The organism is Sphingomonas liriopis (genome assembly GCF_024211255.1).
GTDB lineage: Bacteria > Pseudomonadota > Alphaproteobacteria > Sphingomonadales > Sphingomonadaceae > Sphingomonas > Sphingomonas liriopis.
This window is the reverse complement of the sequence record NZ_JAMLDY010000011.1, coordinates 1-25,558: the sequence shown is the minus strand read 5'-3', so window position 1 is coordinate 25,558 and position 25,558 is coordinate 1. Positions and strand designations below refer to the sequence as shown.

At 69.2% G+C, this 25,558-nt stretch carries 23 protein-coding genes; 18 read left to right on the top strand and 5 right to left on the bottom strand.

The features are described from left to right. Positions 1-16 precede the first annotated feature (16 nt). From M9979_RS10400 to M9979_RS10365, 8 genes are all read left to right on the top strand, one after another. Positions 17-760, top strand: a complete 744-nt coding sequence (locus M9979_RS10400) for a class I SAM-dependent methyltransferase (protein ID WP_254289295.1) — start codon at positions 17-19, stop codon at positions 758-760. A 121-nt stretch (positions 761-881) separates the two neighbouring features. After that, positions 882-2,417, top strand: a complete 1,536-nt coding sequence (ubiB, locus tag M9979_RS10395; protein ID WP_254289294.1) for a 2-polyprenylphenol 6-hydroxylase — start codon at positions 882-884, stop codon at positions 2,415-2,417. A gap of 4 nt (positions 2,418-2,421) precedes the next feature. Beyond that, on the top strand, positions 2,422-3,543 hold the full coding sequence (locus M9979_RS10390) for a hypothetical protein (RefSeq protein ID WP_254289293.1): 1,122 nt from the start codon (positions 2,422-2,424) through the stop codon (positions 3,541-3,543). After that, positions 3,540-4,721 carry a bifunctional phosphopantothenoylcysteine decarboxylase/phosphopantothenate--cysteine ligase CoaBC gene (gene coaBC / locus M9979_RS10385; RefSeq protein WP_254289292.1) on the top strand — a complete coding sequence of 394 codons (1,182 nt, stop codon included), beginning with the start codon at positions 3,540-3,542 and terminating at the stop codon, positions 4,719-4,721. Before M9979_RS10390 ends, coaBC begins: the two co-directional genes overlap by 4 nt. Before the next feature lie 46 nt (positions 4,722-4,767). Continuing rightward, positions 4,768-5,151, top strand: coding sequence for a VOC family protein (locus M9979_RS10380; RefSeq protein ID WP_254289291.1), 384 nt, complete (start codon positions 4,768-4,770; stop codon positions 5,149-5,151). A 46-nt stretch (positions 5,152-5,197) separates the two neighbouring features. Further along, a complete protein-coding gene (gene dut / locus M9979_RS10375) occupies positions 5,198-5,644 on the top strand; it encodes a dUTP diphosphatase (RefSeq protein WP_254289290.1) in 447 nt (148 codons plus the stop codon). Next, entirely contained in the window at positions 5,641-6,036 is a 396-nt protein-coding gene (locus M9979_RS10370; protein WP_254289289.1) for a hypothetical protein, read from the top strand. Before dut ends, M9979_RS10370 begins: the two co-directional genes overlap by 4 nt. Beyond that, positions 6,033-6,803, top strand: a complete 771-nt coding sequence (locus tag M9979_RS10365; protein ID WP_254289288.1) for a HesA/MoeB/ThiF family protein — start codon at positions 6,033-6,035, stop codon at positions 6,801-6,803. Before M9979_RS10370 ends, M9979_RS10365 begins: the two co-directional genes overlap by 4 nt. Before the next feature lie 108 nt (positions 6,804-6,911). On the opposite strand, the gene galU is transcribed toward M9979_RS10365, so the two are convergent. Beyond that, a complete protein-coding gene (gene galU / locus M9979_RS10360) occupies positions 6,912-7,781 on the bottom strand; it encodes a UTP--glucose-1-phosphate uridylyltransferase GalU (RefSeq protein ID WP_254289287.1) in 870 nt (289 codons plus the stop codon). Positions 7,782-7,845: 64 nt separating this feature from the next. Here galU and wecB point away from each other — a divergent pair, with 64 nt between their 5' ends. From wecB to M9979_RS10340, 4 genes are all read left to right on the top strand, one after another. Beyond that, positions 7,846-8,982 carry a non-hydrolyzing UDP-N-acetylglucosamine 2-epimerase gene (wecB, locus tag M9979_RS10355; protein WP_254289286.1) on the top strand — a complete coding sequence of 379 codons (1,137 nt, stop codon included), beginning with the start codon at positions 7,846-7,848 and terminating at the stop codon, positions 8,980-8,982. After that, positions 8,966-10,264 (top strand): UDP-N-acetyl-D-mannosamine dehydrogenase, encoded by a 1,299-nt coding sequence (gene wecC / locus M9979_RS10350; RefSeq protein ID WP_254289285.1) that lies wholly within the window; start codon positions 8,966-8,968, stop codon positions 10,262-10,264. The genes wecB and wecC overlap by 17 nt, the downstream gene beginning before the upstream one ends. 82 nt (positions 10,265-10,346) lie before the next feature. Continuing rightward, entirely contained in the window at positions 10,347-11,120 is a 774-nt protein-coding gene (locus M9979_RS10345) for a metallophosphoesterase family protein (RefSeq protein WP_254289284.1), read from the top strand. A 210-nt stretch (positions 11,121-11,330) separates the two neighbouring features. Continuing rightward, complete coding sequence (locus M9979_RS10340; RefSeq protein WP_254289283.1) at positions 11,331-11,555, top strand: hypothetical protein; 225 nt, start codon at positions 11,331-11,333, stop codon at positions 11,553-11,555. Positions 11,556-11,767: 212 nt separating this feature from the next. On the opposite strand, the gene M9979_RS10335 is transcribed toward M9979_RS10340, so the two are convergent. Both M9979_RS10335 and rpsU read right to left on the bottom strand, forming a co-directional pair. Continuing rightward, complete coding sequence (locus M9979_RS10335) at positions 11,768-12,364, bottom strand: FKBP-type peptidyl-prolyl cis-trans isomerase (RefSeq protein ID WP_254289282.1); 597 nt, start codon at positions 12,362-12,364, stop codon at positions 11,768-11,770. Positions 12,365-12,485: 121 nt separating this feature from the next. Next, entirely contained in the window at positions 12,486-12,692 is a 207-nt protein-coding gene (gene rpsU, locus M9979_RS10330; RefSeq protein WP_017978269.1) for a 30S ribosomal protein S21, read from the bottom strand. 402 nt (positions 12,693-13,094) lie between these two features. Here rpsU and M9979_RS10325 point away from each other — a divergent pair, with 402 nt between their 5' ends. Both M9979_RS10325 and M9979_RS10320 read left to right on the top strand, forming a co-directional pair. Continuing rightward, the gene (locus tag M9979_RS10325) at positions 13,095-15,476 is read left to right on the top strand and encodes a DUF3772 domain-containing protein (RefSeq protein ID WP_254289377.1); all 2,382 of its coding nucleotides are present in this window, start codon (positions 13,095-13,097) and stop codon (positions 15,474-15,476) included. Further along, positions 15,476-16,831 (top strand): FAD/NAD(P)-binding protein, encoded by a 1,356-nt coding sequence (locus tag M9979_RS10320; protein ID WP_254289281.1) that lies wholly within the window; start codon positions 15,476-15,478, stop codon positions 16,829-16,831. The genes M9979_RS10325 and M9979_RS10320 overlap by 1 nt, the downstream gene beginning before the upstream one ends. A gap of 17 nt (positions 16,832-16,848) precedes the next feature. On the opposite strand, the gene M9979_RS10315 is transcribed toward M9979_RS10320, so the two are convergent. Together M9979_RS10315 and M9979_RS10310 are read right to left on the bottom strand one after the other, a co-directional pair. After that, positions 16,849-19,305: a TonB-dependent receptor plug domain-containing protein gene (locus M9979_RS10315; protein ID WP_254289280.1), complete on the bottom strand. Its 2,457-nt coding sequence runs from the start codon at positions 19,303-19,305 to the stop codon at positions 16,849-16,851. 117 nt (positions 19,306-19,422) lie between these two features. Further along, complete coding sequence (locus tag M9979_RS10310; RefSeq protein ID WP_254289279.1) at positions 19,423-20,766, bottom strand: MFS transporter; 1,344 nt, start codon at positions 20,764-20,766, stop codon at positions 19,423-19,425. Positions 20,767-20,964: 198 nt separating this feature from the next. On the opposite strand from M9979_RS10310, the gene M9979_RS10305 reads away from it, so the two are divergent. Genes M9979_RS10305 through M9979_RS10290 form a run of 4 tightly spaced genes read left to right on the top strand, consistent with a single transcriptional unit; the run spans position 20,965 to position 25,419 of the window. Continuing rightward, on the top strand, positions 20,965-23,241 hold the full coding sequence (locus M9979_RS10305; protein WP_254289278.1) for a TonB-dependent siderophore receptor: 2,277 nt from the start codon (positions 20,965-20,967) through the stop codon (positions 23,239-23,241). Continuing rightward, entirely contained in the window at positions 23,238-23,558 is a 321-nt protein-coding gene (locus M9979_RS10300) for a hypothetical protein (RefSeq protein WP_254289277.1), read from the top strand. The genes M9979_RS10305 and M9979_RS10300 overlap by 4 nt, the downstream gene beginning before the upstream one ends. Then, the gene (locus tag M9979_RS10295) at positions 23,555-25,144 is read left to right on the top strand and encodes a PepSY-associated TM helix domain-containing protein (protein WP_254289276.1); all 1,590 of its coding nucleotides are present in this window, start codon (positions 23,555-23,557) and stop codon (positions 25,142-25,144) included. Before M9979_RS10300 ends, M9979_RS10295 begins: the two co-directional genes overlap by 4 nt. A gap of 8 nt (positions 25,145-25,152) precedes the next feature. Then, positions 25,153-25,419, top strand: coding sequence for a DUF3325 family protein (locus M9979_RS10290; RefSeq protein WP_254289275.1), 267 nt, complete (start codon positions 25,153-25,155; stop codon positions 25,417-25,419). Positions 25,420-25,558: the final 139 nt, after the last annotated feature.

Genomic DNA, 25,558 nt, shown 5'->3' with positions numbered 1-25,558 from the left:
CGCTAGGGCGTACCCCATGACCGATACCCCCACCGGAACCGTCTCCTTCGGCTATGAGGACGTCGCGCCTGCGGAAAAGACCGCGCGCGTCGGCGGCGTCTTCGCCAGCGTCGCGAAGAATTACGACCTGATGAACGATGCCATGTCGGGCGGCATGCACCGATTGTGGAAGGACCGCTTCGTCCGCCGCGTGGGCCCCCGCGAGGACGAGCAGATCCTCGACATGGCAGGCGGCACCGGCGACATCGCCTTCCGCCTCGCGACGTCGGGCGCTGCGGTGACGGTCGCCGACATCAATCCGGCAATGCTCGAGGTCGGCATGGAGCGCGCCGCCAAACGCGGCATCGACGGGCTGGTGTGGACCGAGGCGAATGCCGAGACGCTGACCTTCCCCGACCGGTTCTTCGACGCCTATACGATCGCCTTCGGCATCCGCAACGTGACGGACATCCCCAAGGCCTTGCGCGAGGCGCATCGCGTGCTGCGGCGTGGCGGGCGGTTCTTCTGCCTCGAATTCTCGACCACGACCTGGCCGGGGTTCAAGGAGGTGTACGACGGCTATTCGCACAAGATGGTGCCGAAGCTGGGGCAGCTGCTCGCGCAGGATGCCGACAGCTATCGCTACCTGATCGAATCGATCCGCCGCTTTCCCGACATGCCGACGTTCAAGGGCATGATCGCTGACGCCGGCTTCGTGCGGACGCGCGTCGAGCCGATCCTCGGCGGCCTCGTCGCCATCCATAGCGGCTGGAAGATTTGATGGACCAAGCCGGAAAGCCCCTCCCCTTCAGGGGAGGGGTTAGGGGTGGGGGATGTCTCACCGAGACCCACGCCCGTATCCTCCACCCCAACCCCTCCTCTGAAGAGGAGGGGCTTTTCCTGTGACCGCTTCCGTCGTTCATATCTGGCGGCTCTGGAAGTGGGGTCGTATTCTGGCGCGCCACGGCGCGCTCAGCGGCATCGCGCGTGATCCCAACACGCCCGCACCGGTCAGGCGTCTGATCGGGGCGATCCAGATCGGGGTGCGCGTGCCCAAGGTGCCGCGCTACGCCGATGCGTTCCAGGCGATCGGCCCCGCCGCGATCAAGCTCGGCCAGACGCTCGCCACCCGTCCCGACCTCGTCGGCGAGGCGGCGACGCAGGACCTGCTGCGGCTGCAGGACCAGTTGCCGCCCGTGCCCTATGCGACGATCGCCGCGGCGATGGAGGGCAGCTTCGGCCGGCCGCCGTCCGACCTGTTCGCGAGCATCGAGGAAACGCCGGTCGGCGCCGCCTCGATCGCGCAGGTGCATCGCGCTGTCACCACCGACGGCCGCACCGTCGCGGTCAAGGTGCTGCGCCCCGGCGTCGAAGCGGATTTCACGCGCGCGATCGCGACCTACGAATGGGCGGCGGCGCAGCTGGAGGGGATGAGCGTCGAGGCGCGGCGGCTGCGCCCGCGGCTGACGGTCGAGAACTTCAAGCGCTGGACCGCGCGCGAACTGAACTTCCGGCGCGAGGCGGCGTCGGCGTCCGAGCTGGCCGAGGCGATGACCGCCGAGCCCGATTTTCTGGTCCCCGCGATCGACTGGCAGCGTTCGACCGCGCGCGTGCTGACCGTGGAATGGGTCGACGGCATCAAGCTGTCCGACCGCGCGGCGCTGGTCGCGGCGGGATACGACCTGCCGCATCTCGCCAATACGTTGGTGCAGGCGTTCCTGCGGCAGGCGATCGCGGAAGGGTTCTTCCACGCCGACATGCACCAGGGCAATTTGTTCGCGCTGCCCGGCAACAAGATCGCCGCGATCGATTTCGGCATCATGGGCCGGATCGACCGGCGCGCGCGGGTGTGGCTGGCGGAGATCCTCTACGGGCTCATCACCGGCAATTACAAACGCGTCGCCGAGATCCATTTCGAGGCGGGCTACGTCCCCAGCCACCACAATGTCGCGGAGTTCGCCACCGCCTTGCGCGCGGTCGGCGAGCCGATGCGCGGGTTGCCGGTCAAGGACATGTCGATCGGCATGATGCTCGACGGGCTGTTCAGCATCACCCGCGATTTCGACATGGTGACGCAGCCGCATCTGCTGCTGCTGCAGAAGACGATGGTGATGGTCGAGGGCGTCGCCACCGGGCTCGACCCCAATATCAACCTGTGGGAGGCAGCCGCCCCCTTCGTGCGCGAATGGATCAGGACCGAACTGGGGCCGGAAGCCGCCATCGCAGATCGCCTGATCCGCGACGTGCGCACGATCGCCGGGCTGCCCGAGCTGATCCGCCGGATCGAGGCGCGCTACCCCGCGCCGGGCGGCGAGCCCCCCGCCCCGCCGCTCAAGGAGATCGAGGTCGTGCGGATCGGCGGCGGCTGGCGCTATGCCGCGGTCGCCTTGATCACCGCGGCGGCGAGCGTCGGTGCGTCGTGGCTGGTACTCCACTGACGCGATGATCCGCCGGCCGCTCGCTCCCCTGTGGTTCGCTGTGCCGTCGCGCTTCGCCGGCGTGTCGGCGCGCAACGGCTGGCTGGGGCTGGCGGCGCTGGCCGGGCTGTTGCTCGCGACGCTGCTGGTCTTCGCGACGCCGGTGCCGAGCGCGGCGCTCGACCGGCCCGCGGCGCAGGCCGACGGTCAGACCGACCTCGCGCTGTACGAGACGATCGTCGAGAACGTCCGCCATGGCGGCGGCTATTATGCGACCGCGGCGGAGGCGATGCGTGCCGGCGACTATCCGCTCAAACCCTTCGTGACGATGCGGCTACCGACGCTGGCGGTGGTGCAGGGCGCGCTGCCGCATGGCGTCGTGGTAGCGCTGCTCTACGTCCTGGCGGTGGCGGTGGTGCTGGCATGGTGGACGCGGGTGCGCGGTGCCTTCGCGCGGACGCCGCCGCGGGTCATCGCGATGGTGCTGCTGGCGGGGGGCATGATCCCCTTCGTCCAGTCGGACCTGATCGCCTTTCACGAGATCTGGGCGGGGCTGTTCCTTGCCTTGTCGCTGGGCGTGTATCGCAGCGACGACTGGCTGCCCGCGGTCGCGCTGGGCCTCGCCGCCGCGCTGATCCGCGAGACGGCGGGGCTGTACCTCGCGCTGATGGCGGTGATGGCGCTGGCGGAGGGCGAGCGGCGCGAGGCGACCGGCTGGCTGGTCGCGGGCGCGGTGCTGGCGACGGCGCTGGCGGCGCATGCGCATGGCGTCGCGGCGGTGGTGCGGCCGCTCGATGCCGCCTCGCCAGGCTGGGCGGGGCAATTGGGCTTCGGCTTCTTCGTCAGGACGATGATCGTGTCGACCGGCCTCGTGCTGGCGCCGGCGTGGCTCGCCGCACCGCTGGTCGGCCTCGCGCTGTTCGGCTGGGCGGCGTGGCGCGATGCGCTCGCGTTGCGCGTGCTGGTGCTGCTGTGCGCCTATGCCGCGGTGTTGAGCGTGTTCGGGCGGCTCGACACCTTCTATTGGGGATTGCTGGTGGCGCCGTTGATGCTCGTCGGACTGGCCGGCGTGCCCGATGGATTGCGCGATCTGGCCACGGCGGCGCTCGACCGGCGGCAGATCACGGTGAAGAGGATCGTTCGATGACGCGTATCCTGCTGATCGTCGGGGGCGGCATCGCCGCCTACAAGGCGTGCGAGCTGATCCGGCTGCTCAAGAAGCGCGGCCATGCGGTGCGCTGCGTGCTGACCGAAGGCGGCAGCCATTTCGTCACGCCGATGACGCTCGCCGCACTGAGCGAGGATCAGGTCTACACCAGCCTGTGGGACCTGAAGGACGAGGCGGAGATGGGGCATATCCAGCTCAGCCGGCAGGCCGACCTGATCGTCATCGCGCCCGCCACCGCCGACCTGATGGCGCGGATGGCGGCGGGCGTCGCCGACGATCTCGCCACCACGCTGCTGCTCGCGACCGACACGCCGGTGCTCGCCGCGCCGGCGATGAACGTACGGATGTGGCAGCATCCCGCTACCGTGCGCAACGTCGCCCGGCTGCGCGCCGACGGCATCACCGTGCTGGAGCCGGACGAGGGCGCGATGGCGTGCGGCGAATATGGTCCCGGCCGCCTGCCCGAACCCGAGGCGATCGCCGCCGCGATCGATCGTGCGCTGGCACCGGCGGCTGGGCCGCTGGCGGGTCGCCGCATCCTCGTGACCGCCGGGCCGACGCATGAGGCGATCGATCCGGTGCGCTATATCGCCAACCGCTCGTCGGGGCGGCAGGGGTTCGCGATCGCGGAAGCGCTCGCCGATCTGGGCGCGGCGGTGACGCTGATCGCCGGCCCGGTGACGCTGCCCACGCCAGCGGGCGTACGGCGGGTCGACGTCGTCTCCGCGCAGGACATGGCCGATGCGGTGACGCGGGCGCTTCCCGCCGATGCGGCGGTGATGGTCGCCGCGGTCGCCGACTGGCGCGTCGAGGCGGCGCCTCAGAAGGTCAAGAAGGGCGATGCGCCGCCCGCGATCGTGCTGACCGAGAATGTCGATATTCTCGCGACGCTGGCGCATGGGGACGAGCGACCGCGGATGGTGGTCGGCTTCGCGGCGGAAACCCAGAACGTCGTCGAGCACGCCGTGGCCAAGCGGCTGCGCAAGGGCGCGGACTGGATCGTCGCCAACGATGTGTCGGGCGATGTCTTCGGCGGCGACGCCAATACCGTCCATCTCGCCACCGCCGACGGCGTCGAACATTGGGAGCGCCTGCCCAAGGACGAGGTGGCGCGACGGCTCGCCGCCCGGATTGCGGATGCACTCCAAGGTTCTTGATATGTTCCTGGCATGGCGTTAGCTTCCTGTCGAAGGGAGACGGCGCATGAATCATTATGTGACGCTGGGAGCGAACGACAGCGATGCCGCCAACGCGTTCTACGACAGGGTATTGGCGACCATCGGCTGGGCCTCGCATGCGTCGTTTCCGGGGTGGCGCGGCTATTCGGCGGGCGGAACCGGCGAAGGCCTGACCGTCTGGGTGTGCAGCCCGTTCGACGGCATGGCGGCGAGTGCCGGTAACGGATCGATGGTCGGCTTCGCCGCATCGTCGCGTGAGCAGGTCGACGCGTTCCACGATGCGGCGTTGCAGGGCGGCGGACGGAGCGAGGGCGCTCCGGGACCGCGTCCGCACTATGGCCCGGATTGGTATTCCGCCTACGTGCGCGACCCCTCGGGCAACAAACTCGCCGTGGTCCACAATCCGTGACGGGGGCCATTCGACAACGGCATGGCATCGGCGCTAGATGACGGCCATGACCGACCCGATCGCGATCCGTATCCGTCATCTGCCGCATGGCGAGGGGCTGCCCCTCCCCGCTTATGCGACCGCAGGCGCGGCTGGGATGGACGTCGTTGCGGCCGAGGAACTGACGCTCGCCCCCGGTGCGCGGGCGGCGGTGGCGACCGGCTTCGCGCTGGCGATTCCCGAGGGCTACGAGGTGCAGGTGCGGCCGCGGTCGGGGCTGGCGCTCAAGCACGGCATCACCTGCCTCAACACCCCCGGCACGATCGATTCGGATTATCGCGGCGAGGTGAAGGTGATCCTCGCCAACCTCGGCGACGCGCCTTTCCCGATCGCGCGTGGCGACCGTATCGCTCAACTCGTCCCCGCCCCGGTTCAACGCGCGACGCTGGAAAGCGTCGACGACCTCGACGATACCGTGCGGGGAAGTGGAGGATTTGGGTCCACCGGCCGATGATGAGTCTATTCGTTCTGGCAGCACAGCTGGCCGGCGCATCGCCGCTGCCGATGCCGCCGCAGGATTGGACCGTGCTGCGTCCCCTGCCCTATGCCCGTGATGCCGATGACGGCGCCAGTCTGTCCGCCTTCGTCCGTTCGGAGGTGAAGGCAGGGCATTGCGCCGCGGCGACGCTCGCGGCGGACGGCTGGACGTTGAAAATCGACTTGGCGGTGCTCATCGGCCCCGCCGGGCAGCCGCGCCGGATCGTTCCCCGCGCGATCGCCTGCCCGTCGGTCGAGCAATATGCGGCCGGGCTGGTATCCAGCTTGGCGCGCAGCAATATCGCGCCCAACGCGACCGAGCCAGGCAGCTGGTATCGCACCAGCCTCACCTTCTCCTGGCCCCAGTGACCACGTACGACGCGACGCTCTCCGACGGGGAACTCACCCGCTACGTCCGGCATATCGTCCTCAAGGAGGTTGGCGGCGACGGCCAGCGGCGCTGGCGGGCGGCGCATGTCGTGGTCATCGGTGCGGGGGGCATCGGTTCGCCCGCCATCCAGTATCTTGCCGCGGCGGGCGTCGGGCGGCTGACGATCGTCGACGACGATGCGGTCGATCTGTCCAACCTGCAGCGCCAGACGATCTATGCGACCGGGGATATCGGCCGCGCCAAGGCCGATGCCGCGGTCGCGGCGGCGCGGCGGCTCAACCCGCATGTCGCAGCGGCGGCGCTGCGCCTGCGGATCGATGCGGCGAACGCCGCCGACCTGCTCGCCGGCGCGGATGTGGTGCTCGACGGCTGCGACAATTTCGCGACCCGGCTGTGCGTCGCCGATGCGGCCCATGCCGCGCAGGTGCCGCTGGTGTCCGCCGCGATCGGTCAGTTCGATGGCCAGCTGGGCGTGTTTCGCGGCTGGGAGGCGGACAAGCCCTGCTACCGCTGTTTCGTCGGCGACGATCCCGAACGCGCAGGGGTCAGCTGCGCCGAGGACGGCGTGCTGGGCCCCATGGCGGGCATGGTCGGCAGCCTCGCGGCACTCGAGGTGCTGCGCGCGATCCATCCGTTCGGGGAGGACAGCGCCGGCAAGCTGTTGCTCGCCGACACGCTCGGGCTGCGTTTTCGTACGCTGCGGCTTCCCAAGGACCCCGGCTGCCGGACGTGCGGACAAACGTGACGCCGGCCCACCCCCGTTCGCCCTGAGCCCGTCGAAGGGCAGGTGAGTCCCAATGTGCTTCGACAGGCTCAGCACGAACGGGTGAGGTCCGTCCGCGAATTCCAGGTGTCAGCGCAGCAGCGTCTCGGCGAACGCCCGCACGCCCGGCCCGATGTCCTCCCGCGCGAGCGCCAGCGCCAGGTTCGCCTGGATATACCCCGCCTTGTCGCCGCAATCGTAGCGCTGGCCGTCGAAGGTGAAGCCGTGGAACGGCTGCTGCCCGATCAGCTGCGCCATCGCATCGGTCAACTGGATCTCCCCCCCGGCACCCTTCTCCTGGCTCTCGAGGATGCGCATCACCTCGGGCTGCAGGATGTAGCGGCCCGGAATCATCAGATTGGACGGCGCGGTACCCTTCGCCGGCTTCTCGACCAGCGCCGTGACCTCGGTCAGCCGCCCATCGACCGCACCGGGCGAGATGATGCCGTATTTGTCCGTCTCGCTGTCGGGCACTTCGAGCGCGCCGACGATATTGCCGCCGACCTGATTATACGCCTCGACCATCTGGGCGATGAAGCCCGGCTTGCCGACCATCAGTTCGTCGGGGAGCAGCACCGCGAACGGTTCGTCGCCGACTATCTCGCGCGCGCACCACACCGCATGGCCGAGCCCGAGCGGCTCCTGCTGGCGGACGTAGACCGGCGAACCCGGCTTCTGGCGGATCCCCTCGATGACGGCGAGCGACTTGCCGCGCGCGCGCATCGTGTCCTCGAGCTCGTAGGAGATGTCGAAATGATCCTCGAGCGCGCCCTTGCCGCGGCCGGTGACGAAGATGATCTGCTCGATCCCCGCCTCCAGCGCTTCCTCCACCGCATACTGGATCAGCGGCTTGTCGACGACGGTCAGCATCTCCTTGGGCATCGCCTTCGTCGCCGGCAGGAACCGCGTCCCGAGACCCGCGACGGGGAATACTGCCTTGCGCACCCGCTTGATCGTCATCGTCGTCCTTCTCGTCTTGGCGATGCTTAGCCGCATATTAAGACGCCGGCCTTAGCTTTACGGCATGAGCGCTACAACCCGCCCGAAAGTCCTCGTCATCTTCGGTACGCGCCCGGAGGCGATCAAGCTGTTTCCGGTGATCCGCGCGCTTGAGGCGGACGGGGGGATGGAGGTCGTCACCTGCGTCACCGCGCAGCATCGCGGCCTGCTCGACCAGGTGCTCGCTATCGCCGGGCTGACGCCCGACATCGACCTCGACCTGATGGAGCCGGGACAATCGCTCGATCGGCTGACCGCGCGACTGCTCGTCGCGCTCGGCGAGGTGATGGACCGCGTCGCGCCCGATCGCGTCGTCGTGCAGGGCGATACCGCGACCGCGATGGTCGGCGCGCTGGCGGCTTATTACCGCAAGATCCCCGTCGCGCATGTCGAGGCGGGACTGCGCTCGGGCAACATCTACCATCCCTGGCCCGAAGAGGTGAACCGCCGCATCGTCGCGCCGATCGCCGACCTGCATTTCGCGCCGACCGACACCGCCGCCGCCGCGCTCTCCCGCGAGAACGTCGTCGCGGGCGTCCACGTCACCGGCAATACGGTCATCGACGCGCTGCACTGGACGCGGGGCCGGATCGCGGAGCAGCCGGTGCTGGCATCGGGGCTGGACGACATCGCCGCGCGGTTCGCGGACCAGCGCATCGTGCTGGTCACGACACACCGGCGCGAGAATTTCGGCGACGGCATGACGGGGATCGCACGGGCCATCGCGCGCATCGCCGCGCGCCAGGATGTCGCCGTCCTCTTCCCGATGCACCCCAATCCCAATGTCGTCGCGGTGATGGACGCGATCCTCGGCGATGCCGCCAACGTCGCGCGCATCGCGCCGCTCGATTATCCCCAGTTCATCCGCGCACTCGAACTGTGCACCCTCGCGCTGACCGATTCGGGCGGCGTGCAGGAAGAGGCCCCTGCCCTCGGCAAGCCGGTGCTGGTGATGCGCGACACCACCGAACGTCCCGAAGGCGTCGTCGCCGGCACCGCGAAGCTGATCGGCACCGACGAAGACCGCATCGTTTCCGAAGTCTTCACGCTTCTCGACGACAAGGCAGCCTATTCCGCCATGGCACGCGCCCACAATCCGTTCGGGGACGGCCAGGCCAGCAACCGGATCGCAAGGATCGTCGCCGATGGTTTCGGACTCTGAACTCAAGGTCGTCGTCCTCGGCCTCGGCTATATCGGCCTGCCGACCGCGGCGGTGATCGCGCGCACCGGGGCGATGGTACTCGGCGTCGACGTCACGCCATCGGTCGTTGATACCGTCAATTCGGGACGCGTGCATATCGAGGAGGTCGACCTCGACGGCCTGGTTTCCGGCGTTGTCGCGCGCGGCAGCTTGCGCGCCTCGACGCAGATCGAACCGGCCGACGTCTTCGTCATCGCGGTGCCGACGCCCTTCGCCGAGGATCATGCTCCCAACATCGGCTATGTCCTGCAGGCCGCGACGACGATCGCCGCGGTGCTGAAGGCGGGCGACACGATCATCCTCGAATCGACCTCACCGGTCGGCACGACGGAGAAGGTCCGCGACCTGCTCGCGCAGCTGCGCCCCGACCTGCGCGTGCCCGGCCGTACCGGCGAAGCGGCGGACGTCGCGATCGCTTATTGCCCCGAGCGCGTGCTGCCCGGGCGCATCCTCGTCGAGCTGATCGACAACGACCGCGTCATCGGCGGCATCACGCCGCGCTGTGCGCGCAAGGCGCTCGCCTTCTACCGCCGCTTCGTCCGCGGCGCCTGCGTCACCACCACCGCGCGCGCGGCGGAGATGACCAAGCTGACCGAGAACGCCTTCCGCGACGTCAACATCGCCTTCGCCAACGAATTGAGCCTCGTCGCCGACACGATGGGGGTCGACGTATGGGAGGTGATCCGCCTCGCCAACCGCCATCCGCGCGTCAACATCCTGCAGCCCGGCCCCGGCGTCGGCGGCCATTGCATCGCGGTCGATCCCTGGTTCCTGGTCCATGCCGATCCCGCCAACACGCCGCTGATCCGCACCGCGCGGCTGGTCAACGACGGCAAGACCGATCACGTCGTCGCGCAGGCGGCGGCGCTGGTCGAGGCACGGCCCGGCGCGACGGTCGCCTGCCTTGGCCTCGCGTTCAAGGCGAACATCGACGATTTCCGCGAGAGCCCGGCGCTGAAGGTGGCGGCCGATCTGGCCGCACGATTCGGACCTCGCGTGGCGATCGTCGAACCCTATGCCGACGCGCTGCCGGCCGCGTTCGACGGCACCGGCGCGACGCTGATCGACATCGATACCGCGATCGAGGCTTGTGCGATCATGATCGTGCTGGTCGACCACGACGTCTTCCGTTCGGTGCCGCTGGAGGAACGCCGCGACAAGGCGGTGCTCGATACGCGTGGTATCTGGCCCGATCAGCCGGCGGCCGCGCCGATGCCGACGGGATTGCGCCTGGCGAGCTGAGCGCTTTCACCGGGGGTTCAGGGTGTTGCAGCCAGGAACGCGGCAGCCTATCTGCCCAACCCGGCTCGATCGACAGGATTCCATGCTCAAGAAGCTGCTCAAGGGGCGCCGCGCGGCGGCCAGCCCGGCTGCCGCGATTCCCGATGGCGAACGCGTCTACGCGATCGGCGACGTGCACGGTTGCGCGGCGCTGCTCGACCGGTTGCTGGCGAAGATCGCCGCGGACGATGCCGACCGCGGTCCCGCGCGCACGACGCTGATCTTCCTCGGCGACCTCGTCGACCGTGGTCCGGATTCGGCGGGCGTGATCGAACGCCTGTGCCGGCTGGCGGCGGAACGCCCCGACACCCGCTTCCTGCTCGGCAATCACGAGGAGGTGTTCCTCGAATCGCTGAGGGGCGAGCCGAAGGCGTTGCGGATGTTCTGCCGGATCGGCGGGCGCGAGACGATCCTGAGCTATGGCGTCGATGCGGCCGATTACGATCGCATGGATTACGACGAACTGTACGATGCGCTCACGCGCCGCGTGCCGGCGGATCATCAGGCGTTCCTCGGCGGGTTCGAGGACCTGATCGTGATCGGCGATTATGCGTTCGTCCATGCCGGCGTCCGTCCCGACACCGATCTTGCCATGCAGCGCGGCGCCGACCTGCGCTGGATCCGCAAGCCGTTTCTCGATCACAACGGCACGCTGGAGAAAATGATCGTCCACGGCCATACGATCAGCCAGGACCTCGACGTACAATCCTATCGGATAGGCGTCGACACCGGTGCTTACGAGACCGGCAAGTTGACTGCGCTTGGTCTGGAAAGCACGTCGCGCTGGACGGTACAGGTCGAAGCGAACGCCGAATAAGATAAACTACGCCGGCGCGACACCTATATGGGGTTCACACGTCGGTCGGCGCTGCTAAGGTCGGAGCGGCGTTGCATGTTGCACCGCCGCAACGGTCGCGAACCAAATCGCGGAGCGACCGGCAAAAGGTTGTCATGCTGACCTAGTTGCGGCATGGCGACCGGTGACGAGCACTAGAGGGAGTTTTCTATGCGTCTTGGGAAGTATCTGATGGCCGCTGCGGCTGCCACCATGGCTGTTGCTCCGGCGGTTGCCGCTCCGGCGAACCCGGCTGCCAGCCTGTCGGTGTCGAAGTCGGTTCGCACCGGTTCGGCCTCGGCGAAGAAGAACGAGCTGGCCGGCGGCGGCATCCTGATCGCGGTTCTCGCGGCGGCTGCCGTGGTTGCCGGTATCGTCGTGGTCGCCGACAGCGACGACAACGCCGACAGCAACTAAGCTGATCGATAGCTTCGGCTAGGAAATAGCGGCCTTCGGGCCGCTATTTTTTTGTCCGGCGCAGATCGCCCGGATGGCCTGGGCGGCGGGCGGACATGAAGAAGCCGGCGCTGGTGGCAGCGCCGGCTTCTTCGTTTTGGCAATGTGGGCGGACAGTCCGTCCCAGTCCGATGAGCCCCACCTGTCCACCAGGGCGAACGGTGGGAGAAGGATCAGCGACCGGCGGGGGGCGGCACGGCGCCCGGCGGGAGTGCGCCGGGGGGCATCGCGCCGGGCATGCCGGGCATGCCGCCCCGTTGCGCCTGCGCCTGCATCTGGCGGACGACCGATTCGGGCAGGAAGTCGATGAGCTCGACGTCGAACGCCAGCGTCGAATTGGCGGGGATCGGCCCCTTGGTTTCGGCGCCATAGCCGAGCGACGGCTTGATCCAGACGCGGTATTTCGCGCCCTTGGGCATCAGCTTGAGCGCTTCGGAGAAGCCGGGGACGACGCCGGCGACGGGCATCGGCGTCGGCTGCTGCGACTTGTCGAAGGTGGTGCCGTTGAGCAGCTTGCCCTCGTAATTGACGAGGGCGACGTCGGTGTCGGTCGGCCGCGCGGCGCCGGGGGCGCCGGGCTGGATCACCTTGTACTGGAGACCCGAAGGGGTCGTCGTCACGCCGCTCGCGCGGGCGTTGCGGGTCAGGAAATCGTCGCTCTGGCGGGCGAGCAGGAAGGCCGCGACGCAGGCCAGCGCGATGCCGACCCAGAGATAGACGAGATAGCTGCGCTTGACGGGCTGCAGCGGAACGGCGGTGACGGTCGACATCGGGGCACCTGGAGCTGTGGTGCCGGGCCGGCCGTCACCGGTTCAAAGGTCACAAACGTCACACGAACGCGGCCATCGTCCGACAGCCGGTTCGAGCGATGATCCGTGCAATTACAGGGGCTTAGCGGGCACCGTCACGTTCGGCGCGCTTGCGCTCGAGCTTGCGGGCGCGGCGCACGGCGGCGGCACGCTCGCGCGCGCGCTTTTCCGACGGCTTCTCGTAGTGACGGCGCAGCTTCATCTCGCGATACACACCCTCACGCTGCAGCTTCTTCTTGAGCGCGCGAAGAGCCTGGTCGACATTGTTGTCGCGGACGACGATCTGCATAAAACCCAATCACTCCGGTCAATAGCTAATGCGGCCGCAGACAATGGGTCCGCGCCGTGCGAACGGTGCCCCTAGCAGCGCCGTCGCGGGTTGGCAACCCGCGGGTGGTTTTGGGGATGAGGTGGTGGATGGGGTGTCGAGAGGCGTGATCTTCGTCGTTTTTAGTACGATCCCGTCGCTCTCACACACGTCTCGTCATTCCCGCGAAGGCGGGAATCCATAGTGGCTGACCTGGCGGCTCCAGCATTGGCGGTAGTGATTATGGATTCCCGCCTTCGCGGGAAAGACGAGAAGAGGGGGATGGACGAAGGCCGGCCCTTCCCGCCCCCGTGACTTTCGCGGCGTTCTTCCCCAAAGCCCTGGGGGACACAGGCAGTTTCGCGAGGGTCGCTGGTGGGCAGGATGATGGCGGCGGTGGCGCGGGTGTGGGTCGTGGTGCTCGTCGCGATGGCGGTGCCGGCGATCGCGCAGCCTTCGCCGGTGGATGTCGCGTCGGCGCAGTTGAGCCGGGCGGAGGGCGAGCTTGCCGCGGTCGATACGGCGCTGGATACGCGGGTCGATCGGGCCGCGCGGGCGCAGCTGCGCGATCGGGCGCTGGCCGCGCAGGGCGATGCCAAGGAGGCGGCCGACCAATTGCGCGGCCAGCTGGCGCTGGTCGATGCGCGGATCGCCGGGCTGGGGCCGCCGGTGGCGGGGGTGGTCGAGGCGGCGGATATCCGCGCCGAACGCCGCGCACTGGCGCAGTCGCGCAATTCGCTCGATTCGAAGGTCAAGCGCGGTCAACTGATCGCGGTCGAGGCGGCGCAGTTGGTCGCGGAGATCGACCAGACGCAGGCCGCAGAGCTGGGCGAGCGGATCGCGGTGCGCGCGCCCTCCCCCCTCTCACCGCATTTCTGGAGCGAATTGTTCGCCGCGGTACCGCGCGACGCGCGCCGGATCGCGACGTTTCTGGGGCGCGAGGGTGCGCAGATCGATAGCGGGCTGCGCGGCGGGTTTCCGTGGGGCGGCGTGCTCGGTGCGCTGCTGGCGTTCGCCTTGCTCTTCCCGATCCGGCAGCTGTTGCGTGGGCTGGGCCAGCGTTACCTGATCGTCGATGCGCCCGGGCATCGCGTCCGCCGCTCCGCCAACACCCTGTGGCGCGTGCTGATCGGCACGGCGATGCCGACCGCCGCCGCCTTCCTGTTCGTGCAGGGGCTGCGCTGGTCAGCTTTGCTCGCGACGGCGTGGAATCCGCTGGCGCAGGCGCTGGTCGTCGCGGCGGTGTTCGCGGGCTTCACCGCGTCGCTGGGCGCGGCGTTCCTGATGGCGCGCCAGCCGTCGTGGCGGGTGGTGCCGATCGCCGATGCCGCCGCGACCGCGCTGCGCCCGGTGCCCTGGGGCCTCGCGACGCTGACCTTCGCGGTCATCATGACCGGCGCGTTCAACGGCGCGGCGGGCGTCAGCCCGGCCGCTCTGCTCGCGACGCAGGTGGTCGAGGTGGCGGCGCATATCGTGCTGATCGGCGGCACGCTGCTGGTGATCGGCCGGCTGCGCACGCGCGCGGCGGCGGACGGCGCGGACGAACAGGAAGCGGCGGCGAGCGCCGGGGTCGGCGCGGTCACGCTGACCGTATGGCTGATCGTCGCGGGCGCGGGGATCGCGCTGCTCGCCGGCTATGTCGGACTGGCGATCACCGTCGTGCAATTCGTGCTGTGGGCGACGTTGCTCGGCGTATCGACCTATCTGCTGATGGTCGTCATCGACGACGTCGCGACCAGCCTGTTCCAGCGCGACAGCCGCATCGGCCAGACGCTGCGCCATGGCCTGGGCCTCGGCGGCAGCGCGGTCGACCAGTTCGGCGTGCTGCTGTCCGCGGTACTGCGGCTGGCGGTGATCGTCATCGCGCTGGGGCTGATGCTGTATCCGTTCGGCGCGGGGTTCGGATCGTTCGTCGACCGGGTCGCGGGATTGGCGCAGGGCGTGCAAATCGGCGGCGTCGCGATCTCGCCGGGCACGATCCTGCGCTTCGTCGCGGTGCTGGCGCTGGGCATGTTCCTCGTCCGCCAGTTCACCGGCTGGCTCGACCAGCGTTACCTGCCGAGCACGGGCCTCGACGGCAGCGTGCGCAATTCGATCCGGCTGGTCGCGCGCTATATCGCGATCGCGCTCGCCGTGGTGTGGTCGCTCGCCTCGCTCGGCATCGGCATGGAGCGGATCGCGCTGCTGCTGTCGGCGCTGTCGGTCGGCATCGGCTTCGGCCTGCAGGCGATCACGTCGAACTTCGTCTCCGGCCTGATCCTGCTCGCCGAGCGGCCGATCAAGATCGGCGACCTGATCCGCGTCGGCACCGACGAGGGCGACGTCAAGCGGATCAGCGTGCGATCGACCGAGATCGAGCTCGCCGACCATTCGACGCTGATCGTCCCCAACAGCGAACTCATCACCAAATCGGTGCTGAACAAGACGCTGGGCGGGCAGCCGGGCCGTATCCAGATCCGCTTTTCGGTGCCGATCGAGAGCGACGCCGACCATGTCCGCGCGCTGGTGCTGGAGACGTTCGCGGGCGAGCCGGCGGTGCTCGACACCCCCGCCCCGGTCGCGCAGATCGAGGGGATCGCCGACGGCCGCATCCTGTTCGTCTGCTACGGCCATGTGTCCAGCCCGCGCGCCACCGGCGAGGCGCGCAGCGCGGTGCTGCTGACGCTGTTGCGGCGGATGCGCGAGGAGGGCGTCGAGCTCGGCACGGTGCCGCAGCGGCTGGAGCTGATCCCGCCCGCCGCGGCGAACGACGGGAGCAACGGCTGATGGACGGCGAGCATGTCGCGATCGTCGGCGGCGGCTTCGCCGGCACGCTGCTGGCGATCAACCTGATGCGCCACGACGGGCCGCGCGCGACGCTGATCGAGCGGCGGCGAGCACAGGTGGCGCGTGGCGTCGCGTATAGCGCGGCGCATGACGAGCATCTGCTTAACGTCCGCGCCGGCAACATGAGCGCGCTGCCCGACGATCCGGGGCATTTCGTGCGCTGGCTGGAGGCGCAGGGGCTGGGGGACGCGAAGACGTTCGTGCCGCGGCGGGTGTATGGCGCCTATCTGCGCGGGATGCTGGACGAGGCGGTCGCCGCCAACCCCGGGCGGCTGACGCTGGTCGAGGGCGAGGTGGTGGCGCTGGAGCGCTGCGAGGACGGCGTGGCGCTGGTCGGCGACGACGGCACGCGGATCGGTGCCGATGTGGCGGTGCTCGCGGTCGGCAATTTGCCGCCGCATACGCCGCCCGGACTCGATCCCGAGTTGCTGCCGCCGGGCTGCTATCGCGCCGACCCATGGGCGGGGGATATCGCCGAGGGTCTGGGTGAGGACGACACGGTGGTGCTGGTCGGCAGCGGGCTAACCGCGATCGATGCGGCGCTGATGCTGGACGCGTCGGGGTTCAGCGGCAGCGTGCTGGCGATCTCGCGGCGCGGACTGGTGCCACGCGCGCATGCCGAGACGGTGCCGCAGCCGGGATTGCGCGAGAAGCCGGCGGGTGGGCTGGCTGATCTGGTGCGCGGCGTGCGGGGGCGGGCGACGGCGGGCGGCTGGCGGGCGGCGGTCGACGAGCTGCGGCCGGTGACGCAAATGCTGTGGGGCGCCGCCGATGCGGTGACGCGGGCGCGATTCCTGCGCCATCTGCGGCCCTATTGGGACGTGCACCGCCATCGGCTGGCGCCGTCGGTGGCGGCGCGGGTCGAGGCGCTGTGTGCGAGCGAGCGGCTGCGGTTCGCGGCGGGGAAGCTGGTGGCGGCGGTGGCGGATGGCGATGGCGCGCGGTTGCGCTGGCGGCCGCGCGGGAGCGAGGCGGTGATCGAGACGCGGGCGGCGCGGATCGTCAATTGCACCGGGCCGCAGGGCGACCTGCTCCGCTCCGCCGAGCCGCTGCTGCGCCGGCTGATCGCCGACGGGCTGGTGCGACCGGACGCGCTGCGGATCGGGCTCGACGTCGATCATGAATCGCAGGTCATCGGCCGCGATGGCACCGGGGACGACCGGCTCTATTGCATCGGGCCGATGACGCGCGGCGCGCTGTGGGAGGTGGTGGCGGTGCCGGATATCCGCCAGCAGAACTGGACGCTCGCGCGCCGGCTCGCGCATGCGCAATGGGTGGGTGGCGAGGGGTTGTAGCCCCCCGCCCCGCCCGCTTACCAGTTCAGGCCGATGCGCGCGTAGAGATAGCGGCCGTTGAAGCCGAACGGCGAATAATAGGGGAAGCCCAGCACGCCGGTCGTGTTGTTCGCGGCGCTCTGGCGGTCGGGATAGACGTCGAACAGATTGCTGACGCCGAGGCCGATCTGCGCGCCCTTGGGGGCGGCATAGCGCAGTTCGAAATCGGTGATCGCGTGCTGGCCGGTGTGGACGTCGGCGGTGCCGCTCGCCAGCGTGCCGGGCTGGTTGACGTCGCCGTAATAGGTGACGCGGGCGAGCGCGCCGAGTTCGCCGAGCGACCAGTCGATCGAGCCGGTGACCTTCTCGCCGGGCGTCCCCTGTTCCAGCGTGAAGATGCGGCTGCGCGCGAACAGCGTCGGCGCCGGGCTGAGCGTCGCGGTCGAGGTGGGGACGCGCGTCACCGCGATCGTGTTGACGTTGCCCGCGATCGTGAAGTCGAACGCGCCCGCCGCCGCGGTGCGCCAGCGGTAATGCGCGACCGCGTCGATCCCCTTCGTGGTGCTGGCGAGGCCGTTGACGAAGAAGCGCGCCGCCGAGACGTTGAACGGTGCGAGCAGCCCGGCGACCTGCGTGCTGAAGGTGCCGGCGATATTCTCCGACAGGCCGATCTGGTCGCGGATGCGGATATGGTAGGCATCGACCGTCAGGTCGAACCCGCCGGCGCGGATGACCGTGCCGACCGAGAAGTTGGTCGACTTCTCCGGCTCGAGCGGCAGGCCGCCCAACGCGGTGCCGACCGGGCTGGTCGAGGGATAGGTGCCGGTCAGGATCGGCACGCCGTTGGTGACGACCGAGGCGACCTGCGTGAAATATTGCTGCTGCAGCGAGGGCGCGCGGAAGCCGGTCGAGGCGGTGCCGCGCAGCGCGAACCAGGGCGCGAGGTCGTAGCGAGCGGAGACCTTGCCCGTGGCGGTGCTGCCGAAGTCGGAATAGGTCTCGCCGCGTCCGGCGAGGCCGAACAGCAGCTTGTCGGTCAGCTGCGCCTCGAGATCGAGGTAGATGCTGCCGTTGCGGCGGCTGCGCTTGGTTTCGTTGCGCGGCGCGAATCCGCCGAACCCTTGCGCCCCCGGTGCCGATCCCGCCACCGCATCGGTCGTGGTCGCCGGATAGTCGTAGGAGGCGCGCTCGCCGGCGGTGATCTTATAGCCCTCGCGGCGGCCCTCGATGCCGAAGGCGACGTTCAAGGACTGGAAGACGTCGAACTTGCGGGTGACATCGAGGCCGGCGACGTACTGGTCGTAGGCGACGGCGCCGTCGTAGAAGTTGCGCGGGGTCGACGAGCCATAGGCATAGTTCGCCGAGTTCAGCGTGCGGAAGTCGATCGTGTTGCGGCCGTAGCTGACCGACAGGTCGACGTCGAAGTCCGACACGGTGCCGCGCAGGCCCACGGCCGAATTGATGTCCTTCGACCGGGTGTTGATGATCGGCAGGAAGCCGTTGGGATAGCCCGCCAGCGCCAGTTGCTGGCGGGTGGTGGCTGCGGCGGCGGTTTGGGCGGCGGGGTTGATGCGCGGGAAGGCGGCGCCGCGCGTATCGCGGTCCTGATAGCCGCCGAACGCGTAGAGGCTGAGGTTATCGGTGAGCGAGGTGCCCGCGTTGACGAAGCCGGTGTACTGCTCGACCTCGGGATCGCCGTAGCGGCCGGTGACGCGGTTGGGCGACACGCGCGTGTCGATGTCGGCGCGGTTGGTCGGCTGGCGCTTCAGATACTCGCCCGAGAGGGTGATATAGCCGTCGGTGCCGAAGCCGATGCCCTGCCATGCCGAGGCGGTGACCGCGTGCTCGCCGGTGACGTGGCGGCTGTTGTTCGCGGTGTCGACCTGCGTGTCGTAGAAGCCGTAATTGACCTGCGCGCCGCCGCCCGAGCGGGCCTGCCGCAGGCGCAGGTTGATGACGCCGGCGATCGCGTCGGAGCCATATTGCGCCGAGGCGCCGTCGCGCAGCACCTCGATCCGGTCGAGCGCGACCGTCGGGATCGTGTTGAGATCGACCGCCGCGGAGCCGCGCCCCACCGTGCCGTTGGTGTTGAGGTTGGCGGAGGTGTGGCCGCGGATGCCGTTGATGAGCACCAGCGTCTGATCGGGCGACAGGCCGCGCAGCGTCGCCGGGCGGATCGCGTCGGTCGCGTCGTTGGCGGAGGGGCGCGGGAAGTCGATCGACGGCGCGATCGCCGACAGCGCGGCGCCGAGTTCGGTCGTCCCCTGCCGCTGCAGGCTGGCGCCGCTCAGCACGTCGACCGGCGCGACGCTGTCGAGGCGGCTGCGCCCCTGCGTGCGGGTGCCGGTGACGATGATGTCCTGGCCCTCGTCCGCCGCGGGGGCGGCGTCGGCGACGGGGGCGGATTGCGCGGGCTGTTCCTGCGGCGCGGGAGCGGCCTGCGTCGCGAGCGCGGCCGAGCTGGCGGCGAGCAGGAGTTCGCTGATGATGGTCACGTGGGGTCACCCTTTATGGAATCGTTGCGCTGCGACAGCGGATGCCGCGCATTTATCCCATCGACGGGGTGGATGATCGCCAAGAAAATCTATGCCGCACTGCGGCGCGGGTTCACGTCAGGCTTCGTGCGTCGCGCCGACCGGCAGCCCCTCGGCGTTGCGTTCGCGCACCGTCCACACCGCCGCGGCGGCGCAGACCAGCAGCACGCCGCACATCGTCATCACGTTGCGCGGATCGCCGCCGAGCAGCGGGCCGTAGAGGAACGGCAGGGTCGCGGCGAGCAACAGCATCGGGATGACGATCATCATGTTGAAGATCCCCATGTAGACCCCCGTCCGCTCGGGCGGGATCGCGCCGGCGAGGATGACATAGGGGTTGCCCATGATGCTCGCCCAGCCGATGCCGATGCCGATCGCGGGGACGAACAACAGCCATTTGTCGGTGACGTGCGGCAGCCACAGCATCCCTGCCCCGGCGAGGACGAGGCAGACCGCGTGCAGCCCGGCGGCACCCCAGCGGCGGGCGAGCGGCACCATCGCGAACGCCGCGACGAAGGCGACGCCATTGTACCACGCCGCCATCTCGCCGTTGGTCAGCACCGCGGAATGGAAGCCCGACGAATGCGCCTGCGCGGTGCCGTAGACCGACCGGCCGATCGAATAGATGACGTAGCCCCAATAGGCCTGCATCGCATACCATTGGAACAGGCTCATCAGCGCGAGCTTGCGCATCGCCGGCGGCATCGCGTGGATCGCGCTGCCGATCTCGACCAGCAGCGCCCCCGCCCCCTTGGGTTCGGCGGCGATGCGTGCGCGCTCGGCGGGCGACAGCGGCAGTTCGGGAACGCTGCGGATCGACCAGAGGATCGTCGAGAAGCTCAGCACCGCGCCGACCATGAAGGCGATGCGCGCGGTATAGGGGATGTCGTGCGCATCGACCCAGTCCTGGTTCATCCCGAACCAGACGAGCAGCGACGGCGTCAGGAAGGCGAGCATCTGCGCAAGGCCGGTGAACGCCGACTGGGTCAGGAAGCCGATCTGATGCTGGCTTTCGTCGAGCCGGTCGGAGACGTAGGCGCGATACGGCTCCATCGTGATGTTGTTGCCGGCGTCGAGGATCCACAGCAGCGACACCGCCATCAGGATCGAGCTGCTGAGCGGCATCAGGAACAGGCCCGTCGCGCACAGCAATGCGCCGAACAGGAAATAGGGCGTGCGCCGCCCCCAGCGCGAATCGGTGCGGTCGCTCATCGCGCCGATCAGCGGCTGGACGAGCAGCCCGGTCATCGGCCCCGCCAGCTGGAGCAGCGGCAGCGATGCCTCCGATGCGCCTAGATAGCTGTAGATCGGCGCCATGTTGCCGAGCTGCAACCCGAAGCTGAACTGCAGCCCGAGGAACCCGAGGTTCATTTCGAGGATGCGCGGCAGCGACAGACGGGGCTTGGCGGCAGGCACGTGCATCGAACGGCATCCTCGGTCGGTATGCCCGTCTGTTGCGGGCTGCCGGGCATTGTAACGCCCCGCAACGCGATTACAACAATCGATTGCATAGACGCCACTCCGCTTCCTCCGAACGCCAAACCGACCGATTATTGATATTGCTAGTGACTCGCAGGAAGGAGGTTGCTAGAGGCGCTCGCGACAAATCGGGAGCCAAGGGTGGATTACTGGACGATATTACTGGCCGGCGCGGCATCGATCGGCACGCCGGCGCAGCCCGCGGCGACGCCCGCCGACACGGACACGCCTGCGAAGGCGAGCGCCGCGGAAGACCCGCAGCGCAGCGACGAGATCCTGGTCGTCGGCAAGAGCTATGGCCGCGCGGTCGGCAAGACGGTGACGCCGCTGAAGGACACGCCCAACACGGTCAGCGTGATCGACCGCGAGCAGATCGAGGCGCAGAACCTGTTCACGCTGGAGGATGCGCTGACCGCGACCAACGGCATCACCGTCACCGGGGTGAGCAGCGAGGACCCGTCCTACGTTTCGCGCGGGTTCGCGATCACCAATTATCTGGTCGACGGCGTACCGACGCTGGCGTTCAACTTCCCGGGCGTCGTCCCCGACCTGTTCGCCTATGACCGGCTGGAGGTGCTGCGCGGCCCCGCCGGGCTGTTCAGCGGATCGGGCAATCCGTCGGGCAGCATCAACATGGTGCGCAAGCGCCCGCTCGACGCGTTCCGCATGCAGGCGTCGGCGGGTTACGGCAGCTACGATAACAAGCGGCTCGAACTCGACGTCTCCGTGCCGGTCACCAGCCGGATCGGCATCCGCGGCGGCGTGATGGCACAGGATCAGGACCAGTTCTTCGATGTCGCACACCGCAACCGGATCAACGCGTTCGGCGTCGCGAGCGTGGAGATCGGCGACCGGACGACGCTGACCTTCGGCGGATCGTACGACCGGTTCAAGCCGGCGATCCAGTCGGGCCTGCCCGGCTATGTCGGCGGCGCGGACGGCAGCGACGGGCGGCTGCTCGACGTCGCGCGCTCGACCTATCTGGGTGCCGACTGGAACCGCTTCCGGTCGGAGACGTGGACCGGCTTCGCCGAGATCGCGCACCGGATCAGCGATCGCTGGACGCTGCGCGCGACCGGCCTGTACACCGACGTCGATCGCATCGACATCTACAGCTATATCGGCGCGCAGCCGGTGACGGCAGCGAACGGCGGCACCACCAGCCACATCGCCTATCGCGGCGACAGTTTCGCGACGACGCGCGCGGTCGATTTCAACGGCGTCGGCAACTTCCCACTGTTCGGGCGCGAACAGACGCTGATCCTGGGCGCGGATTATCAGGCGCAGGATTATTCCAGCTATTACACGCGGCTGTCGAACTATGCGCGGATCAACGTCTTCAATCCGGTGTCGCCCGCCGAGCCGGTGCTCAACCCCTATGGCCCCTCGCCTTATTATCCGGTGCAGGGCTCAGGTGCGACCTGTCCCGCCACCGCGGTGACGCCGATCCCGGCCAATTGCGTCGCGCAGGTCTATGGCGGCACGCACACCATCGTCGAACAATATGGCCTGTACGGCCAGCTGCGGTTGCAGCCGGTCGCCGGTGTCACGCTGATCGGCGGCGGGCGGATGACGTGGTGGGAGCAGACGACCGACACGCTGCTGCCGACCGCGGCGCGGGGGCGACCGACCGGGATCGACGCGCGGTTCACGCCCTATGCCGGCGTGGTGTGGGACGTGACGCGCAAGCTCAACCTGTACGCGAGCTACGCCGACAGCTTCACGCCGCAATCGCCGCCCGCCGGCCGGGTGCGCGTCGGCGGCGGCACGGTGCAGCCGCTGATCGGCGACCAATATGAGCTGGGGAGCAAATGGTCGCTGATGCACGACCGGCTGCTGCTGTCCGCCGCGCTCTACCAGATCACGCAGCGCAACCGCCTGTTCAACCCGGCCGACGACCAGTCGATCTACCTCCAGATCGGCAAGGTCCGCGCGCGCGGGATCGAGGCGGAGGCGACCGGCGAGATCCTGCCCGGCTGGCGGATCAACGGCGGCTATACCTATACCAAGACCGAATATCTCGAGGATACGCAGCCGCAATACGAAGGGCTGGCGCTGACCCCGATCATCCCCAAGCATATGGTCAAGGCCTTCACCAATTACGCGCCGAAGGAGGGCGTACTGGCGGGCGCGAGCCTGGGCGGTGGCATCACCTGGTTCAGCGCGACGTCGGGCGGCACGCCGTCGATCCTCAACCCCAACGGCACGCGTACCGTGTCGTCGGTGGTGCGGCAGGGCGCCTATGCCGTGCTCGACCTGCGCGCCGGTTACCAGCTGACGCCGCAGGCTTCGGTATCGGTCAACGTCAACAACTTGCTCGACCGTAGTTACTACGCGCGGATCAGCTCGACCGCGCGCGGCAATTATTACGGCAGCCCGCGGACGGTGTTCGCGACGCTGCGGTACACGTTCGAATGACCGCGGGCGATGGCACCCAGCATGCCCGCGCGCGCTGGGCGCGGCGTGGCGATATCGGCCTGCGCGTCGTCGCGGCGATCCCGCTCGGCTATGCGAGCGCCAGCCTGTGGGCGATGGCGCTCGCCCGGCTGCTGCCCGGCGACCGGGCGGAGGCGACAGTCACCGCGACGCTGGTCGCACTGGCGCTGTGCGCGATCGCGGCGATGTGGGCGTTCGCGGCGCGCAGCGGCTGGCGCGCGGTGTGGACGCTGGCGCTGGCCGGCGGGATCGCCGGGGCCATCGCATGGGGCTCGATCGCAAGCGGGGGACGGTTATGAGCAAGGGCTTCCGGCAGTCGCAGGCGTTCCTCCACACCTGGTCCGGGCTGCTGCTCGGCTGGGTGCTGTTCCTGGTGTTCGCGGCGGGCACGATCGCCTTCTGGCGCGAAGGGCTCAACCGCTGGATGCGCCCCGAACTCGCACGCGTCGAACAGCCGATGCGCGCGCTCGCCGGCGCGCAGGCGTTCCTGACCAGCAAGGCGCCCGACGCCAAGACGTGGTTCATCACCGTGCCGAGCGCGCGCTCCGCCGGCATGCCGGTCCTGTGGGTGCCGCAACCCAAGGCGGGCGAGCAGCGGGGACCCCGCCGCGCCCGCCGCGATACGCAGGCGCTGATCGGCGCCGATGGACAGGTGGCGCACGCGCGCGACACGCGCGGCGGCGACTTCTTCTACCGCTTCCACTTCGACCTCCACTACATGCCGGTGATCTGGGCGCGCTGGATCGTCGGCTTCGCGGCGATGATGATGCTGGTCGCGATCTGCAGCGGGATCGTCACGCACAAGAAGATTTTCCGCGATTTCTTCACGCTCCGCCGTGGCAAGGGCCAGCGATCGTGGCTCGACGGGCATAATGCCACCGCGGTGCTGGCGCTGCCGTTCCACCTCATGATCACCTATACCGGGATCGTCACGCTGATGGCGCTGCTGATGCCGTGGGCGGTGGTCGCCAATTATACCGACGATGCCAAGATCAGCGCGGTGCTGTTCCCCGGTGCCGCCGTGGCCGAGCGCACGGGCCGGCCGGCGCCGCTGGTCGATATGGTCGCCATCGCACGCGACGCCGAACGGCGGCTGGGGGCACCGGCGGGCTATATCGACGTCAGCGAACCCGGCGATGCCGCCGCGCGGATCAGCGTCAGTGAAAGCGGCAATGCGATGCTGTCGTCGCGCACGCCCCGGCTGACCTATGACGGCGTCACCGGCCGGCTGCTGTGGCAGGCGCCCGCGCCCGGCGCGGCGGCGGAGACGGCAGGCGTGATGGTCGGCCTGCATGCCGGGCGCTTCGCCGGCTACGGCCTGCGCTGGGTCTACTTCCTGTGCGGGATCGGCGGCACGCTGATGGTGGCGAGCGGGCTAGTGCTGTGGACGGTCAAGCGGCGCGAGAAGCTGCCCGATCCGGCGCGGCCGCATTTCGGGTTCCGATTGGTCGAACGGTTGAACGTCGCGGTGATCGGTGGATTCCCGCTGGGCATCGCCGCGATGTTCGCTGCCAACCGGCTGTTGCCGGTGGCGATGGCGGGGCGGGCGGAATGGGAGGTGCACTGGCTGTTCATCACCTGGGGTACGGCGTCGGTCGCGGCGCTGGCCGCGGCGCCGGCGCGGGTCTGGCCGGCGCTGTTCGCGGCGACGGGGGCGATCCTTGCGGCATTGCCGGTGTACGACCTCGTCGCGACCGACCGGGGCCTGCCGGCGATGCTGCTGGCGGGCGACTGGATGATCGCGGGGATCGATGCCGCGATGGCGGTGTTCGGCGTCGCCTTCCTGCTGATCGCCCGTCGCATCGCGCGGTATCGGCCCGCGGCGAGGTCAAGCCGTGTCCGCCGTGTCGCCCCTGCCCCGCGCGTGCTGGAGCCTGCGGAATGAGTGTGATCATGTTTCTGCTGACTGCCCTCGCCTTCGGCCTGTTCGGGCTGGCGACCGAGGCGCATCACCGGCGCCGCTTCGGCTGCGGGCCGGGCGCGGGGCGATGCCGGGCGTTCCGGCGTGGCGCTTGGGTGTTGCTCGCGCTGGCGTTCCCCGCGGCGGTGCTGGCGCAGGGGTGGGTGTTCGGCCCGGTGCTGTGGAGCGGCGCGGTGATGGCAGGGGCGGCGGTCGCCTTCCTCGCGCTCAATTTTCTGCCGGCGGGTTCGGCAAGGTAAGGTCGCCCCCACCCCTCCGTTCGCCCTCGTCTTAGTGGAATGACGTAGAGTTGGTTTGCCGCGTAGGATGCGGAGCCGGGGTGGGGGTGGCCACCCCCACCCCGGCGGCCGGCTGTCGGATCGGGTTCGTCCGGTTCCC

Excerpts from the sequence above, each read along its gene's own strand:
- M9979_RS10400 (WP_254289295.1), top strand. The coding sequence starts at position 17 with ATGACCGATACCCCCACCGGAACCGTCTCCTTCGGCTATGAGGACGTC.
- M9979_RS10390 (WP_254289293.1), top strand. The coding sequence starts at position 2,422 with ATGATCCGCCGGCCGCTCGCTCCCCTGTGGTTCGCTGTGCCGTCGCGC.
- coaBC (WP_254289292.1), top strand. The coding sequence starts at position 3,540 with ATGACGCGTATCCTGCTGATCGTCGGGGGCGGCATCGCCGCCTACAAG.
- M9979_RS10380 (WP_254289291.1), top strand. The coding sequence starts at position 4,768 with ATGAATCATTATGTGACGCTGGGAGCGAACGACAGCGATGCCGCCAAC.
- dut (WP_254289290.1), top strand. The coding sequence starts at position 5,198 with ATGACCGACCCGATCGCGATCCGTATCCGTCATCTGCCGCATGGCGAG.
- M9979_RS10370 (WP_254289289.1), top strand. The coding sequence starts at position 5,641 with ATGATGAGTCTATTCGTTCTGGCAGCACAGCTGGCCGGCGCATCGCCG.
- galU (WP_254289287.1), bottom strand. The coding sequence starts at position 7,781 with ATGACGATCAAGCGGGTGCGCAAGGCAGTATTCCCCGTCGCGGGTCTC.
- wecB (WP_254289286.1), top strand. The coding sequence starts at position 7,846 with ATGAGCGCTACAACCCGCCCGAAAGTCCTCGTCATCTTCGGTACGCGC.
- wecC (WP_254289285.1), top strand. The coding sequence starts at position 8,966 with ATGGTTTCGGACTCTGAACTCAAGGTCGTCGTCCTCGGCCTCGGCTAT.
- M9979_RS10345 (WP_254289284.1), top strand. The coding sequence starts at position 10,347 with ATGCTCAAGAAGCTGCTCAAGGGGCGCCGCGCGGCGGCCAGCCCGGCT.
- M9979_RS10340 (WP_254289283.1), top strand. The coding sequence starts at position 11,331 with ATGGCCGCTGCGGCTGCCACCATGGCTGTTGCTCCGGCGGTTGCCGCT.
- M9979_RS10335 (WP_254289282.1), bottom strand. The coding sequence starts at position 12,364 with ATGTCGACCGTCACCGCCGTTCCGCTGCAGCCCGTCAAGCGCAGCTAT.
- rpsU (WP_017978269.1), bottom strand. The coding sequence starts at position 12,692 with ATGCAGATCGTCGTCCGCGACAACAATGTCGACCAGGCTCTTCGCGCG.
- M9979_RS10325 (WP_254289377.1), top strand. The coding sequence starts at position 13,095 with ATGATGGCGGCGGTGGCGCGGGTGTGGGTCGTGGTGCTCGTCGCGATG.
- M9979_RS10320 (WP_254289281.1), top strand. The coding sequence starts at position 15,476 with ATGGACGGCGAGCATGTCGCGATCGTCGGCGGCGGCTTCGCCGGCACG.
- M9979_RS10310 (WP_254289279.1), bottom strand. The coding sequence starts at position 20,766 with ATGCACGTGCCTGCCGCCAAGCCCCGTCTGTCGCTGCCGCGCATCCTC.
- M9979_RS10300 (WP_254289277.1), top strand. The coding sequence starts at position 23,238 with ATGACCGCGGGCGATGGCACCCAGCATGCCCGCGCGCGCTGGGCGCGG.
- M9979_RS10295 (WP_254289276.1), top strand. The coding sequence starts at position 23,555 with ATGAGCAAGGGCTTCCGGCAGTCGCAGGCGTTCCTCCACACCTGGTCC.
- M9979_RS10290 (WP_254289275.1), top strand. The coding sequence starts at position 25,153 with ATGTTTCTGCTGACTGCCCTCGCCTTCGGCCTGTTCGGGCTGGCGACC.